The 14,516-nt window shown below is 70.5% G+C and carries 14 protein-coding genes; 9 read left to right on the forward strand and 5 right to left on the reverse strand.

All coding sequences use genetic code 11. The annotated features are described in order from the left end of the window. Positions 1-27 precede the first annotated feature (27 nt). Positions 28-825: an HAD family hydrolase gene (locus ACFVYA_RS12785; RefSeq protein WP_387044788.1), complete on the reverse strand. Its 798-nt coding sequence runs from the start codon at positions 823-825 to the stop codon at positions 28-30. 96 nt (positions 826-921) lie between these two features. Between ACFVYA_RS12785 and ACFVYA_RS12790 the strand changes: the two genes are divergently transcribed. Further along, positions 922-1,803, forward strand: a complete 882-nt coding sequence (locus ACFVYA_RS12790; protein ID WP_387044776.1) for an LLM class flavin-dependent oxidoreductase — start codon at positions 922-924, stop codon at positions 1,801-1,803. A gap of 139 nt (positions 1,804-1,942) precedes the next feature. On the opposite strand, the gene ACFVYA_RS12795 is transcribed toward ACFVYA_RS12790, so the two are convergent. Continuing rightward, entirely contained in the window at positions 1,943-3,952 is a 2,010-nt protein-coding gene (locus ACFVYA_RS12795) for a DUF6541 family protein (protein WP_387044777.1), read from the reverse strand. Positions 3,953-4,031: 79 nt separating this feature from the next. Between ACFVYA_RS12795 and glf the strand changes: the two genes are divergently transcribed. The 6 genes from glf (at position 4,032) to ACFVYA_RS12825 (ending at position 9,367) form a co-directional block, all read left to right on the forward strand. Continuing rightward, positions 4,032-5,255 carry a UDP-galactopyranose mutase gene (gene glf / locus ACFVYA_RS12800; protein ID WP_387044778.1) on the forward strand — a complete coding sequence of 408 codons (1,224 nt, stop codon included), beginning with the start codon at positions 4,032-4,034 and terminating at the stop codon, positions 5,253-5,255. Beyond that, positions 5,248-5,766 (forward strand): phosphatase PAP2 family protein, encoded by a 519-nt coding sequence (locus ACFVYA_RS12805; RefSeq protein WP_285987692.1) that lies wholly within the window; start codon positions 5,248-5,250, stop codon positions 5,764-5,766. Before glf ends, ACFVYA_RS12805 begins: the two co-directional genes overlap by 8 nt. Further along, a complete protein-coding gene (locus ACFVYA_RS12810; RefSeq protein WP_285987693.1) occupies positions 5,763-6,728 on the forward strand; it encodes a decaprenyl-phosphate phosphoribosyltransferase in 966 nt (321 codons plus the stop codon). Before ACFVYA_RS12805 ends, ACFVYA_RS12810 begins: the two co-directional genes overlap by 4 nt. Positions 6,729-6,835: 107 nt before the next feature. After that, a complete protein-coding gene (locus tag ACFVYA_RS12815) occupies positions 6,836-7,450 on the forward strand; it encodes a hypothetical protein (protein ID WP_387044779.1) in 615 nt (204 codons plus the stop codon). 105 nt (positions 7,451-7,555) lie between these two features. Then, positions 7,556-9,073 (forward strand): hypothetical protein, encoded by a 1,518-nt coding sequence (locus ACFVYA_RS12820; RefSeq protein WP_387044780.1) that lies wholly within the window; start codon positions 7,556-7,558, stop codon positions 9,071-9,073. A gap of 144 nt (positions 9,074-9,217) precedes the next feature. Continuing rightward, the gene (locus tag ACFVYA_RS12825) at positions 9,218-9,367 is read left to right on the forward strand and encodes a hypothetical protein (RefSeq protein ID WP_387044781.1); all 150 of its coding nucleotides are present in this window, start codon (positions 9,218-9,220) and stop codon (positions 9,365-9,367) included. A 2-nt stretch (positions 9,368-9,369) separates the two neighbouring features. Here the strand turns inward: ACFVYA_RS12825 and ACFVYA_RS12830 are convergent, their stop codons facing one another. Together ACFVYA_RS12830 and ACFVYA_RS12835 are read right to left on the reverse strand one after the other, a co-directional pair. Beyond that, positions 9,370-10,125: a decaprenylphospho-beta-D-erythro-pentofuranosid-2-ulose 2-reductase gene (locus ACFVYA_RS12830; protein WP_387044782.1), complete on the reverse strand. Its 756-nt coding sequence runs from the start codon at positions 10,123-10,125 to the stop codon at positions 9,370-9,372. Further along, positions 10,122-11,456: an FAD-binding protein gene (locus ACFVYA_RS12835; protein ID WP_387044789.1), complete on the reverse strand. Its 1,335-nt coding sequence runs from the start codon at positions 11,454-11,456 to the stop codon at positions 10,122-10,124. The genes ACFVYA_RS12830 and ACFVYA_RS12835 overlap by 4 nt, the downstream gene beginning before the upstream one ends. A 161-nt stretch (positions 11,457-11,617) precedes the next feature. On the opposite strand from ACFVYA_RS12835, the gene ACFVYA_RS12840 reads away from it, so the two are divergent. Together ACFVYA_RS12840 and ACFVYA_RS12845 are read left to right on the forward strand one after the other, a co-directional pair. Continuing rightward, a complete protein-coding gene (locus ACFVYA_RS12840) occupies positions 11,618-12,085 on the forward strand; it encodes a GtrA family protein (RefSeq protein ID WP_285987698.1) in 468 nt (155 codons plus the stop codon). A gap of 8 nt (positions 12,086-12,093) precedes the next feature. Beyond that, positions 12,094-14,013, forward strand: coding sequence for a glycosyltransferase (locus ACFVYA_RS12845; RefSeq protein ID WP_285987699.1), 1,920 nt, complete (start codon positions 12,094-12,096; stop codon positions 14,011-14,013). A 49-nt stretch (positions 14,014-14,062) separates the two neighbouring features. On the opposite strand, the gene ACFVYA_RS12850 is transcribed toward ACFVYA_RS12845, so the two are convergent. Continuing rightward, a complete protein-coding gene (locus ACFVYA_RS12850) occupies positions 14,063-14,308 on the reverse strand; it encodes a hypothetical protein (RefSeq protein WP_285987700.1) in 246 nt (81 codons plus the stop codon). Between the last annotated feature and the right edge of the window lie 208 nt (positions 14,309-14,516).

A 14,516-nucleotide genomic window follows, 5' to 3' on the forward strand; every position in this document is an offset into this window, starting at 1 on the left:
CCGCCACCCGGACCCCCCAAAAAACGGCTAGAACCAGCGCTCGAGGACCTGCGCGACGCCGTCCTCGCCGGCCGGGCCGGTGACCTCGTCGGCCACCGCGAGCAGTTGCGGGTGCCCGTCCTGCATCGCGACTCCGTGGCCCGCCCAGCGGAGCATCTCGACGTCGTTGGGCATGTCGCCGAACGCGATCACCTGCCCGGGCTCGACCGCCAGCCGCTCGGCGACGTCGGCGAGGCCGGTCGCCTTGGTGATGCCGTGCGCGGACAGCTCGACCAGGCCACCCGACGACGAATACGTCACGTCGACGTCCCGGTCGAACAGCGCGTTCACCCCGTCCGCCATCTCTTCCGACGACATCCCGCGGTGGCTGACCAGCAGCTTGATCGCCGGGTGCCCGAGCACCTCGGCCCGCGGCGCGGTGCGGCCTTCGCCGTCACCCCACGGGTTGTGGTAGTCCGGCTCGATCACGAAGTTGCGCATCTCGTGGTCGGCACCGGTGCTGACGCGCTCGGTGGCCAGCCGGCAGCCGGGCAGGGCCTTGTCCAGTGCGTGCGCGATGTCGTGGAGCAGCTCGGGCCGCAGCAGGCCGTGCACCGCGACGACCTCCTCGCGGCCGCAGTCGTACAGGACGGCGCCGTTCGCGCACACCGCGTACCCGGTCAGCTCGAGGGGCCCGGCCACGGGCGCGATCCAGCGCGGCGGCCGTCCGGTGGCCAGCACGAACGGCACCCCCGCCTCGATCGCCCGGCGGACGGTCGCGATCGTGCGGCCGGTCAGGGATTCGGAGGGGCCGAGCAGGGTGCCGTCGACGTCGGACGCGATCAACTGGGGTCTCTCCACCCGGCCATTGTCCCTGACTCGTTCGGGCGAAGCCTTCCCCGTCCGTGCGACGGCCGGTGGTAACCGATAGCGTCCGGCATTGTGCGAGTAGGCATCGTCATTCTTCCGGAAGATCGTTGGTGGGCCGCCGAGCCGAAGTGGCGCGCCGCCGAGGAGTACGGCTTCGACCACGCCTGGACCTACGACCACCTGGGCTGGCGCAACCTGGTCGACGGCCCGTGGTTCTCCGCCGTCCCGACCCTGACCGCGGCGGCGATGGTGACGTCCCGCATCCGGCTCGGCACGTTCGTCGCGTCCCCGGTCGCCCGGCACCCCGTCCCGTTCATGCGCGAGCTGAACACCCTCGACGACGTCTCGGACGGCCGGCTGGTCCTCGGTGTCGGCGCGGGCGTCGACCACCGCCACTACGACGGCGCCGTGCTCGACGGGCCCGAGCTGACTCCCAAACAGCGCGTGGACCGCTTCACCGAGTTCGTCGAAGCGCTCGACGGGCTGCTGATGACCGACAAGTTCGACTTCGACGGCGAGTACTACCGGGCGCGCGAGGCCCGCAACCTGCCGGGCCCGGTCCAGCGGCCGCGGCTGCCGTTCGTCGTCGCGGCGAACGGACCGCGCACGATGACCCTCGCCGCGCGCTTCGGCGCGGGCTGGGTGACCACCGGCAAGGGCGGCGAGACCGCCGACCAGTGGTGGGCGGGGATCAGGGAGCTCACCGAGGTCTTCGACCAGCGGCTGGACGCGGTGGGCCGCGAGCGGGCGAGCATCCAGCGGCACCTCAGCCTGGACGCGTCGCCGGTCTTTTCGCTGAGCAGCGTGGAGGCGTTCCGCGACGCGGTGGGCCGGGCGCGGGAGCTGGGCTTCACCGACGTCATCTCGCACTGGCCGCGGTCGTCGTCGCCCTACGAGGGCCGGGAAGCCGTCCTGGAGCAGGTCGCGAGCGACGTCCTGCCGGAGCTTCACTAGTCCGAACGAGTGACTTCGAGGTGATCGGTCAACCGATTGCCGCCTCTGCGGCGTCGGTACTTGCAAGACGAGGCGAAGTCACCCCGGGGGTGCGGGGGCCCTCGTGGCCGCGGAGGGGCGCCGCGGCCACGAGGGCGTTCTACTTCACGATCCGGTAGATCACCGCACCCGGGTTCCGGTACACGACTTCGAGGAAGTCGTGCCCGTCGAGGTGCTGCAGACCCCACGCGATGGGCGTGTCCCGGCGGATGGTGCCGCTGCCGACCAGCACGTAGTGGACGTTCAGCCGTCGAACGGCCGCGCGCACCTGCGGGTCGCTGTCGTAGTCGGCGAAGTGCTGGGCCAGGTAGAGGGCGTCCGGCGGGGCCACGCCCGCGTCGTAGTGGCCGGCGACCGGGTGCACGCCGGTCAGGGCGTACAGCCAGGCCGTGCCGTCGAGCCGGTCGTTGAGCACCTTCTGGTCGGCGGGGATGCCGAGCGTGCCGAGGTGGTCCATCGCGTCGATCTCGTCCTGGCTGACCGGCGGGACCACCTCGCCGGGCAGGCCGTTGTAGTACAGCAGCGACACCGTCTTGGCGTTGGCCGCGCGGTAGAAGCCGCCGGTCAGCACCCCCATCGCCACGACGAGCAGCACCGCCGTCGCCAGGCCGACCCGGCCGGTCAGCCACGGCCGCGCACGCACCCACGCGCGTCGGCTCGCCAGCTTCGCCAGCCGGCGCTGGGCTTCGCTCATGCCGTGCGCGGCGAGCAGGCACATCGGGATCGACGCCAGCGCCATCAGCCGGAACCGGTCGTTCCACCAGGGCCGCGACAGGCTGATCACCCAGTCTTCGCCGCCGAAGCACGCGACGACCACGAACAGCGCCGACAGCCCGAGCGCCGAAAGCACCAGCCAGCGCATCCGCCGCAGGGCCCCCAGCGTCAGGACGCCGATCGCGAGGAACACCGTCAGCCAGATCTGCGGCACCGGGAGCACCTGCTTGAACGTCGCCAGCATCGCCAGCGCCTTCCACACCGGCATGTGCGAGCCCCAGGCGTGGTACGGGTACGAGCCGGACGTGAAGCCGATCGCGCCGAGGATCATCGGCGCGGCCAGCAGCCCGGCCGCCACCATCACCGGCAGCACCCGCAGGACGTCGCCACCGACGACCCGCCAGGCGCGCCTGCCCTCGGGGACGCCGTCGATCCGGCGGCCGCGCAGTGCCCGGTACCAGCGCTGCACCACCAGCGGGAACGCGAACAGGATCGCCCCGAACAGCGCGCTGGAGTGCGCGGCGAGCAGGCCGGTCGCGCTCAGCGCGAGCACCGCACCGGTGTCCACCCCCGGCCGCACGACGAACCGCTGCAGCGCGATCACCGCCAGCGGCGTCAGCACGATGCCGAGCGCGAACGGCAGCAGGCCGCTCGACACCGACTCGTACGCCCCGGTCGTCGCGCCGCCCGCGACCAGCGCGGCGCTGCCCGCGAACACCGCGCGACCGCCGAGCTGGCGCACCAAAGCGGCCATGGCCAGCGCGAACAGCCCGGCGATGGGCATCGTGATCGCGTTCAGCGTGACCGGGATCGACGTCCCGGACAGCTCGTAGACCAGGGCGCCGACCAGGTGGTAGGCGTTCGGGTAGAAGGAGCCGGCGGGGTACCAGTTGATCGTGCCCATGCCGGTCAGGGAACCGTCGCCGGTCTCGGCGATGTAGCGGATGCCGTTCGCGTGGAAGACGGTGTCCCAGCGCTGGAACACCGCGGTCGTCCCGCCGCGGCCGGTGACCACCACGGCGACCGACACGGCGACGGCGATCGTGACGCAGGCCCCGACGGCCAGGTGCGCTCGGCGTGTCCAGGGCTCCGCCGGTTCCTCGGCGCCCGGGGTGGACCAGCCGCGCGCGGTGAAGAGCCGGCGCAGGCCGTAGAGCACGGCGGCGAGCAGCAGCGTGCACGCGGCGACGCTGAGCGAGCCGTAGGGGATGCGGGCGATGGCCAGCCACGGGCCGGCCAGGCCGGTGATGGCGTAGCTGAGCAGCGGCGCGAGCCCGGCCAGGGCCCAGCCGCGCAGGCCGGCGGCCCAGCCGACGACCCCGCCGGGGACCGCCAGCACGGCCAGGTAGGTCACCACCGCGCCGAAGTAGCTCCAGAAGTCCTCGGGTGCAGGCACTGCTTTCCAGGTGTGTCGTGGGCCGAAATGTGATAGTCGGGTGCGGGCCGGGTCAGCGACCCCCGTACCCTCGACGCCCGTGAGCGCGCACACGAACCCCGCCAAGATTACTGAAGACGATTTCGCAGGTTACGACCTCGTCGTCGTCGGGTCCGGTTTCTTCGGCCTGACCGTCGCCGAACGGGCCGCGGCCGAGCTGGGCAAGAAGGTCCTCATCCTCGAGCGGCGCAGCCACCTCGGCGGCAACGCGTACTCGGAGCCCGACCCGGAGACCGGGATCGAGGTGCACAAGTACGGGGCGCACCTGTTCCACACCTCGAACAAGCGGGTGTGGGAGTACGTGAACCGGTTCACCGAGTTCACGAACTACCAGCACCGCGTCTTCGCGCGGGTCAAGGACCAGGTCTACTCGTTCCCGATGAACCTGGCCCTGATCAACCAGTTCTTCGGCAAGTCGCACACCCCCGACGAGGCCCGCGAGCTCATCGCGAAGCAGTCGTCGGAGTTCGAGACCAGCGCCGCGCAGAACCTCGAGGAGAAGGCGATCTCGCTGGTCGGCCGTCCCCTCTACGAGGCGTTCATCCGCGGTTACACGGCGAAGCAGTGGGAGAACGACCCCAAGAACCTGGGCGAGAACATCATCACCCGCCTGCCGGTCCGCTACAACTTCGACAACCGGTACTTCAACGACACCTACGAGGGCCTGCCCGTCAACGGGTACACCGCGTGGCTCGAGAAGATGGCCGAGCACGAGAACATCGAGATCCGGCTGAACGTCGACTACTTCGACGTCCGCGAGCACATCCCGGCGGGCACCCCGACGGTCTACACCGGGCCGCTGGACCGCTACTTCGGCTACTCGGCGGGCCGGTTCACCTGGCGCACCGTCGACTTCGAGTCCGAGGTCGCCCAGACGGGTGACTTCCAGGGCACCTCGGTCGTCAACTACAACGACCAGGAAGTCCCGTACACCCGGATCATCGAGTTCCGCCACTTCCACCCGGAGCGGGACTACCCCAAGGACAAGACGGTCATCTTCCGCGAGTACTCCCGCTTCGCGGGCGAGGAAGACGAGCCGTACTACCCGATCAACACCCCGGAGAACCGCGAGAAGCTCGAGGCCTACCGCGAGCTGGCCAAGGCCGAGGCCCGCGAGAAGAACGTCCTGTTCGGCGGCCGGCTGGGCACGTACAAGTACCTCGACATGCACATGGCCATCGGCTCGGCGCTGTCGGCGTTCGACAACAAGATCGCCCCGCACCTGACCGACGGCGCGCCGCTCGACGGGTCCCTCGATGCTTGAGAAGGGGCAGCCGACCGGCGAGGTCGCGGTCCTCGCGAAGGCCCAAGGCTTTCTGAAGAGTGAAGCTTCGGTGAAGGCCGCGCGCGGCATGTCGCACTTCGGCGAGCACGCCCTCGGCTGGTTCGGCCTGGGCCTGCTCGGCGCCGTCGCCGACAAGAAGCGGCGCAAGGACTGGCTGGTCGCGTCGGCGGGGGTCGTCGGCGCGCACGCCGCCTCCATCGCGGTGAAACGCGTGGTCAGGCGGCCGCGGCCGGACCACCCGAGCGTCGAGGTCCTGGTCGGCACGCCGAGCAGGCTGAGCTTCCCGTCGTCGCACGCGACGTCCACCACGGCGGCGGCGGTGCTCTACTCCGGATTGACCGGGCGTAATCTGGTGCCCGCCCTGGTACCGCCGATGCTCGCCTCGCGGCTCGTGCTCGGCGTTCACTATCCGACAGACGTCCTGGCCGGTGCGGCCCTCGGGGGGCTCGTCGGTGGTCTGATACGACGGAAGCTGAAGAAGAACCCATGAGCGAGACGACCGAGCAGCGCAACAGCGACGAAACGGCCGTGACCCCCCAGGCTCCGGAGACCCCGGAGACCGCGTCACGTGGTCCGTTCGGCCTGGTCGGCGGCGTCATCAAGACGGCGCGGCCGCGGCAGTGGGTGAAGAACGTCCTGGTCTTCGCGGCCCCGTTCTTCGCGTTCTCGAAGTCGACCGATCGCACCGGTCTCCTGATCGACGCGATCATCGCCTTCGTGGCCTTTTCACTGACGGCGAGCTCGGTCTACCTCATCAACGACGCCATCGACGTCGAGGCCGACCGCGCCCACCCGACCAAGCGCAACCGGCCGATCGCGGCCGGGATCGTGCCGGTCCCCGTCGCGTACGGGGCCGCGGTCGTGTTCTTCCTGGCCGGCCTCGGCGTGTCATTCCTGGCCAGCTGGCAGCTGGCGGTCGTGCTGGGCGTCTACGAGGCCGTCCAGCTCGGCTACTGCTTCGGCCTCAAGCACCAGCCGGTGGTCGACCTGGCCATCGTCGGCTCGGGCTTCCTGATGCGTTCGATCGCCGGCGGCGTCGCGGGCGGCATCGCGCTTTCGCAGTGGTTCCTGCTGGTCACGGCGTTCGGCTCGCTGTTCATGGTGGCGGGCAAGCGCTACGCGGAGATCATGCTGTTCGAGCGAACGGGCGCGAAGATCCGCTCGTCGCTGAAGAAGTACTCGGCCAGCTACCTGCGGTTCGTCTGGGCGACGTCGGCGGCGATCCTGATCATGTCGTACTGCCTGTGGGCGTTCGAGATCCGCCAGACCGAGCACAACTCGGTGTGGGCGCTCATCTCGATGGTGCCGTTCCTGGTGGCGGTGCTGCGCTACGCGGTAGACGTCGACGGCGGCATCGCGGGCGAGCCCGAGGAGATCGCGCTCAAGGACCGCATCCTGCAGGTGCTCGGCGCGACCTGGGTGATCACCCTGTTCCTGGCGTTCTACCTGTGACTCATTGCGGATCGACAGGTTGGTTTCAGCTGGTGCACAGCTGAGCGGCGCACCCTGAGGTGGTGGGGGCGGGCACTGCGCCCGTCCCCGTGACCCCAGGAGCGACCATGAACGACCAGCCGCGCGAGGAGAAGGCCCCGGAGCGGGCCGAGCAGCCGACTGTCGAGCACCCGGCAGAGGCCGACCAGCCGACGGCGGCAAGCACCACGCCCACCGAGACGTCCGGAGGCCCGGCGACGCCTGCTTCCGAGCCCGCTGTGCCGGCAGCACCCACTGCCGACACAGCCGTAGGTCCGGCCGCGGCCGGACCCTCGGCTCCCGGCCAGGCGGCCGGAGCCGCTCCGGCCGACCAGCCCGCCGACCCCACCGCCGTCCACGGCCGGCAGCCACCGCCCCAGCCCGGTCCCGGTCAGCCCTATGGCCCCTGGGGCCCGCCCCCAGCGGCCCCACGGCAGCCCGGCGGGTTCCGGCGGTTCGTCGGCCACCGGGCCACCCAGCTCGTCGGCGTCGGGGTGCTCGGCATGCTGCTCGGCGCGACCATCGTCGGCGGGATCGCCGCCGCGAGCCACCACGGCCCGCGGGACGGCCGCCCCGGCATCCACCGCCAGTACGACGGCCCCAACCAGGGCTTCAACGGCCACGGCCCCGGTTTCGGCGGCCGCGGCAACAACAACGGCAACCCCGGCAACCCGGGCAACTCCGGCTCCGGGGACGGCATCTGACCGACCGGCATTTGCCCGTCGAAGTGCCGGGCGGAGGCTGTGGCCTGGGCCACCCGTACCTCGCTCAGATCACAGAAGCATCACGAGCGAGGTACGGTGTCCGGGATGCGAAGCGCCTCCGCAGAACTCCCCCAAGCCGTCCGCGCGCTGCCGGCGGCCATCCCCGTCGCCCGCTCGTGGGCCTTGCCGGCCGGCGCTGCGGCCGCCTCCGCCCTCGTGTTCGCCCTGGTCAGCAGCCATCTCATCGATGACACCTACATCACGCTGTCCTACGCGAAGAACCTCGCCTTCCACGGCCACTGGGGCCTGATCGAGCAGGGGACGGCGAACACCGCGACGTCGCCGCTGAACGTCCTGGCCCTCGGCGCGGTCACGTTCGTGGTGCGCGACGCCGTGCTGGCCGCCGGCATCGTGTTCGTCGCCGCGCAGGTGCTGCTCGTGCTGGGGCTGCGCCGCCTGGGTGAGCGCACCGGCCTGCCGCCCGCGTTCGCGCCGCTGACGTTCGCGTTGCTGCTGGTCAACCCGCTGCTGCTGTCCTCGATCGGCCTGGAGGTGGCGCTCGGCGCCACCGGCGTCGTGTGGACGCTGGTCTACGCGGGGGAGCGCCGGGCCGGCCGCCTGGGCGTGGTGATCGGGCTGCTCGCACTCGTCCGGATCGACCTGCTGCTGATCGCCGCGGTGCTGTTCGCCGCCCGCCGCGAATTCTGGGCCGGCATCTGGCAGACGGCCTTCGCGGCCCTTGCCGTCACGCTGCCCTGGTTCGGGTTCAGCTGGGTGGTGCTCGGCTCGGCCGTGCCGGACACGCTCGTCATCAAGATCAGCCAGCAGTCGTGGGGACCGTTCAGCTTCACCAACGGCCCGCTGCTGTACTGGCGCAACTTCCCCGCCGCGGCCGCGCTGTCGTTCCTCCCGCTGGTGCTGGCGGCCGTGGCCGGGGTGGCCTGGATCGTGCGGTACCGCCGCGGTTCCGCGACGGCCCGCCGCCTGACGCCGTTCGCGGCGCTCGCCGTCGCCGGCGCGCTGCACTACCTGGCCTACAGCCGGCTGGGCGTGCCGCCCTACCACTGGTACTACGCGCCGAGCATCATCGGCGCGACGATCTTCCTCGCCGCTTGCGCGTCGGCGGTCCCGGAGCGGGTCAGGCGCGGGACGTGGACGGTGGCCGGCGCGGTCCTCGCGGCGAGCGTCGCGGTGTACGCGCTGCCGGGCCTGCCCCGCCAGTTCGCCCCGATCACGAGCAACCACGCGTCCACCACGGAGTACCGCGAAATCGGCCACGAGCTGGCGGCGATCGCCCACGGCCGCAAGGTCGAGACGGCGGGCGAGGTCGGCGCACTGGCGTACGCGTGCGACTGCGAACTGGTCGACGAGTTCTCCGACCGGGGCGCGGTCGACCCGGCGATCACCGAGACCAAACGCCGCAGCGACGACCTCGGCCGGGCGTTGCTGGAGGCCAACTTCCACAACTTCGACCACAGCGTCGCCCCGGCCAGCCCGGACCTGGTCCTGGCGACGACCCGCCGCGCCCCACCGCCGGCCGCGCTGGCGAGCTGGCACATCGACTCACCGTGGGTGGGCAGCCAGAACCTCTACCTGGTCCCCGCCCACGCCATCGGCGGCTGAGCCGCTGTCGTCCGGCCTGTCCACAGGCACTCGCCAATGTGGACAGCTACCGCACTGGGCGCCTTTCCGGCAGATTCCGTCGCCCGTCGCCGATAGACCCACCCGAGCGCGCGGACGCTCGTCTGGGGCGACGAGGAGCTGGTGATGGCGCAGAACATGGAGACGAACGTCGTCGCCGTCCTGCGTCGCCCGGTCGTCGCGACGCGGCCGCTGGGCCGGAGCGAGACCGTGCGGGTGGTGAAGTTCTACGTCGAAGACCCGGACCTCGCGGTCCGGGCCTTCGACGAAGCCTGACGTCAGATCGGGAGCTTGCGGAAGATCGGCCGCGGGACGTGCCGCAGGGCCGACATCACCAGGCGGAACGGGGCGGGCGCCCACACGAGGTCCTTGCCCGCGCGGGCCGCGCCGACGGCGATCTCGGCGACCTGCTCGGCCGTCTGGGCCAGGGGAGCGTCCTTCAGGCCCTCGGTCATCTTCGTCTTGACGTGGCCGGGGCGGACGACCGTCACCTTGACCCCGAACGGCGCGAGGGCCTCGCCGAGGCCCAGGTAGAAGCCGTCGAAGCCGGCCTTCGTCGAGCCGTAGACGAAATTGGACCGGCGGACCCGCTCGCCCGCCACCGACGACAGCGCGATCACCGTGCCGTGGCCCTGGACCTTCAGCTTCTCCGACAGCGCGACCCCGACCGACACCGCCGCGGTGTAGTTCACGGTGGCCAGCTCGACGGCCTTCGCGTGGTCCTGCCAGACCTCTTCCGGGTCGCCGAGCAGGCCGAACGCCACGACCGCCACGTCGATGTCGCCGCCCTCGAAGGCCTTGGCCAGCACGCCAGGGTGCGACGCCGTGTCCTTGGCGTCGAAGTCCACAGTCGACACTTCGGCGCCGCGATCCTTCAGGCGCTGCGCGGCCGCGTCGAGGCGCGGCGACGGCCGGGCGGCCAGCACGACGCGCAGCGGCTTCTCGGCCAGGTACTTCTCGGCGATCGCCAGCGCGATGTCGGACGTGCCGCCGAGCAGGAGCAGGGATTGGGGGTTGCCCACCGCGTCGATCACAGTTCGAGCCTCCGGCTCATGTCAGAGGCGAAAACGCCTTCGGGGTCGATGGAAGCGCGCACCTTGCGCCATTCTTCGAGCCGCGGGTACATCTTCGCGAACGTCTCGGGCGAGGTGCGCGAGTCCTTCGCGGTGTACAGCCGCCCGCCCAGCGCCAGGACGTCTTCGTCGAGCTCCTGGCAGAACCGGCTGAGGCCGTCCTTGATCGGGAAGTCGACGCAGACCATCCAGCCCGGGTGCGGGAACGACAGCGGCGCCGCGTTGCCCTCGCCCATGCGCTTGAAGACGTTGAGGAAGGACACGTGCCCCGACTCGGCGATCTTCCGGACGATGTTCCGCAGCGGCTCGTGCGCGTTCAGCGGTGTCGAGAACTGGTACTGCAGGAAGCCCTTGGAGCCGTAGGCGCGGTTCCACTCGCCGAACATGTCGAGCGGGTGGTAGAAGGCCGTCAGGTTCTGGATCACGCCGCGGGCGGCCTTCGGCGTCTTGCGGTAGTACAGCTCGCCGATGGCGCCGAAGGTCAGCTTGTTGGCCAGGCCGTTCGGGAAGACGTCCGGCAGCGTCGCCAGCTGCGGAGCGTCGAACTTCAGCGGGTTCGCGCGCAGCTTCGGCGGCAGTTCGTCCAGCTTCGCGAGCGAGCCACGGCCGAAAGCGGCGCGGCCGAGCTTCGAGCCGGTGGAGATCGTGTCGAACCACGCCGACGAGTACGTGTAGTTGTCGTCGGAGCCGTTGCTGACCAGCTCCAGGGTCTCGTCGAGGTTGTTCGTGCGCTCGTTGTCCGCGAGGAAGTACGCGGTCTCGGTCTTGGTCATCCGGATCTTCGCCCGGACGATGATGCCGGTCAGGCCGATGCCGGCCACGGTCGCCCAGAACAGCTCGGCGTCCGGGCCCTCCGGCGTCAGCGTGCGGATCTGCCCGTCGGCGGTGATGAGGTCCATCGACACGACGTGGTTGCCGAAGCTGCCCGCGCTGTGGTGGTTCTTGCCGTGGATGTCGTTGGCGATCGCGCCGCCGATGGTCACCTGGCGCGTGCCCGGCAGCACCGGGACCCACAGGCCGTACGGCAGGGCCTCGCGCATCAGCTGGTCGAGGCTCACCCCGGCGTCGACGTCGACGAGGGCGGTGTCCGGGTCGATCGAGTGGATCCGGTTCAGCGCCGTCATGTCCACGACGAGGCCGCCGGCGTTCTGCGCCGGGTCGCCGTAGGACCGGCCGAGGCCGCGGGCGATGACGCCGCGCTCACCGGCCTGGGCCACGGCGCGGGCGATCACCTCGACATCGGCGGTGGTCAGCACGTCGGCAATGGTCGGTGACGTCCGCGCCCAGCCCATGAGCGTGCGACGCTGTGTTTCGGGTGCTTGGGTCACCCGACCAGGGTAGCCACGCCCAACCACGCCCGGAACGTGACCCTGAAGTGCTCATCTCTACACTTTGCGCATCAAGGCACAAGCGCCCGCGCGGGTGACCATGACACAGGCGACGAGGTAATGCAGTGGTGGCGACCGATCCGCAAGCCGAGGTAACAGCTGGGCAGTCCTCCGTCGGACTGCTGGGCCAGCTCGTCCGCTTCGCCCTGATCGGCGGCTTCTGCGCCCTGGTCGACCTGGGCACCTACACGCTGCTGACCCAGCTGGCCGGGATGGCCACCTCACCGTGGGTCGACGTCGCTCGCGCCATCAGTTTCATCGTGGGCACGACCACGGCCTTCTTCCTGAACCGGAAGTTCACCTTCGCCGGCGGGCGCCGCGACGGGAAGGCGCAGGTCGGCTCGTTCGTCCTGCTCTACACCGTGACGTTCTTCGTCGCGGTCGGGGTGAACCAGCTGATGCTGAACGTGCTGCCGGAGTCCGCCTGGCAGCACACCCTGTGCTGGGCCGTGTCGCAGGCCACCGCCACCGTGATCAATTTCGTGATGCTCAAGTGGGTCGTCTTCCGCGAGCCGTCGACTGAGGAGAACTGAGGAACCACATGCCCGGTAAAACAGCCACCCCGGCGCCGACCACCGAAGCCGGCACGGCCACCGAGACGCGGTTCACCGAGCACACTCCGCAGGGCCGCCTGACGGCGCAGCGCGGGCTTTACGCCGGCCCGGCGCCGATCGTCAGCAAGGACCTGTACGCCGAGCTCGAGTGGGGCGCGGCCGTGCGGGAACGTGCGTCGATCGCCCTCGAGCCCGCCACCAAGGTCTCGGGCAACACCTACTTCGGCCGGTTCCCGGCCAGCTACTGGCAGCGCTGGACGACGGTGAGCGAGGTCTCGGTCGAGGCCGTCGTCACCGGCACCGGCCTGCTGTCGATGGGCGCCTCGGACGTCGAGGGCGAGCCCCGCGTGGTGGCCGCCGAGCAGGTCAAGGACGCCAAGCAGGCGAAGGTGTCGCTGACCGGCAAGCTGGACAAGTTCTACGACGGCGGCGCGCTCTGGCTCGACCTCGAGACCGAGGGCGGCCAGACGCTGCGCGTCGAGCAGGTCCGCTGGACCGTCGAAGCCCCGGAGAAGATCCGCCCGACCGCGGTGACCATCTGCACGATGAACCGCGCCGACGACTGCCTGAAGAACCTGCAGGCCCTCGCCGCGGACGTCTCCTCGCTGGAGACCCTGGACGCGATCTACGTCGCCGACCAGGGCACCGACCTCGTCGAGTCGCGCGACGGCTTCGAGCAGGTCGCCAAGGACCTCGCCGACAAGCTGCACTACATCAAGCAGCCGAACCTCGGTGGCGCCGGCGGCTTCACCCGCGGCCTCTTCGAGGTGGCCGGGCACACCGCGACCGAGCACGCGAACGTCCTGTTCATGGACGACGACGTCCTGCTCGAGCCGGACCTGGTGATCCGGATGACGGCGTTCTCGAACCGCGCCGCCGACCCGATCATCGTCGGCGGCCAGATGCTCAACCTGTTCCACCCGAACCAGTTGCACGTCGGCGCCGAGTACGCGCGGCTCAACACGCTCGAGCCCGGCCAGCCGGTCGAGCACTCGCTGACCACCGCCGACCTGCTCGGCGTGGACGAGGAGACGCTGAAGCCGAACCGCCAGGAACGCCGTCTCGACGCCGGCTACAACGGCTGGTGGTCGTGCCTGATCCCCTACGAGGTCGTCCAGGCCACCGGCTACCCGCTGCCGTTCTTCTTCCAGTGGGACGACGCCGAGTACTCCTACCGGGCCCGCGCGCACGGCTTCCCGACCGTCACCCTGCCGGGTGCGGGCGTGTGGCACGCGGACTTCCACATGAAGGACTGGGACGAGTGGCACCGGTACTTCAACCTGCGCAACTCGATCATCACCGCGGCCCTGCACTCGCCGTTCAACCTGAACCTGCTCGCGCGGGTGCTGATCGCGCAGCTGGTGCGCTACCTGCTCGGCATGCAGTACGGCCTGTCCGCGACACTGATCAAGGCCGTCGAAGACTTCCTGAAGGGCCCGGAGATCCTGCGTGACGGCGGGGTCGAGGCGATGAAGGAGATCCGGCGGATCCGCGAGGACTACCCGGAGACCAAGCGCCACAAGGCGACCGACGTCCCGGGCATCGCCTCCAGCGACATCGGCATCATCAACAGCGCGCCGCGGCCGCCCCTGCAGCGCGTGGTGCTGATCCGGCGGGTGCTCGACCGGATCCTCGGCCGCAGCCGCTTCGGGCTCGGCGCGGTGCCGATCGACGAGGCCAACTGGTGGCACATCGCGCTGTTCGACACCGCCGTGGTCACCGACGCGAGCCAGGAAGGCGTCCGCGTCCGGTCCTACGACCGGGTGAAGATGTTCGCGCTGGCCAAGCAGGGCGTGAAGGTCGTCCAGCGGCTGCGCAAGGAAGGCGCGGCGGTGCAGGAGCAGTACAAGCGGGCCATGCCCGAGCTCACCTCGCGCGAGAACTGGAAGCGCCTGTACAAGCTCTGAGGTTCTTCGCGAAGGCCGTCTCACGTACGTCGTGAGGCGGCCTTCGCCGTCAGCTGTGCATGCCGAACACGGTGCTCTTGCGGGCGAGATCGTCGATGTAGGCGGCGGCGACGTGGGCGAAGTTGATCGCGACCACCGAGTCGTCCTTGGTGGTCACCGATTCGACGGCGCCGGTCTGGACGAGCTGGGCGAGCTTGCCCGCCAGCTTCCCGGATTCTTCGGTGGTCAGCGCGAACAGCAGCGGTTCGCCGCCGGTGGCGAGGTGCAGGACGAGGGCGGGTTTCGGGTCAGCCATGCGTCCATCGGACCAGCGCCGATCTTCGCCGGGCAAGCGGGTTCGCTGAGGGCGGAGCTGTCGTTCGGGGGTTCCGGGTGGCGGAGCCCCCGGCTCGGGGCGAAGCCCCGGATGTCACAGCTGTCGTTCGGGGGTTCCGGGTGGCGGAGCCCCCGGCTCGGGGCGAAGCCCCGGATGTCACAGCTGTCGTTCGGGGGCTCCGGGTGGC

Source organism: Amycolatopsis sp. NPDC058278 (genome assembly GCF_042881395.1).
GTDB lineage: Bacteria > Actinomycetota > Actinomycetes > Mycobacteriales > Pseudonocardiaceae > Amycolatopsis.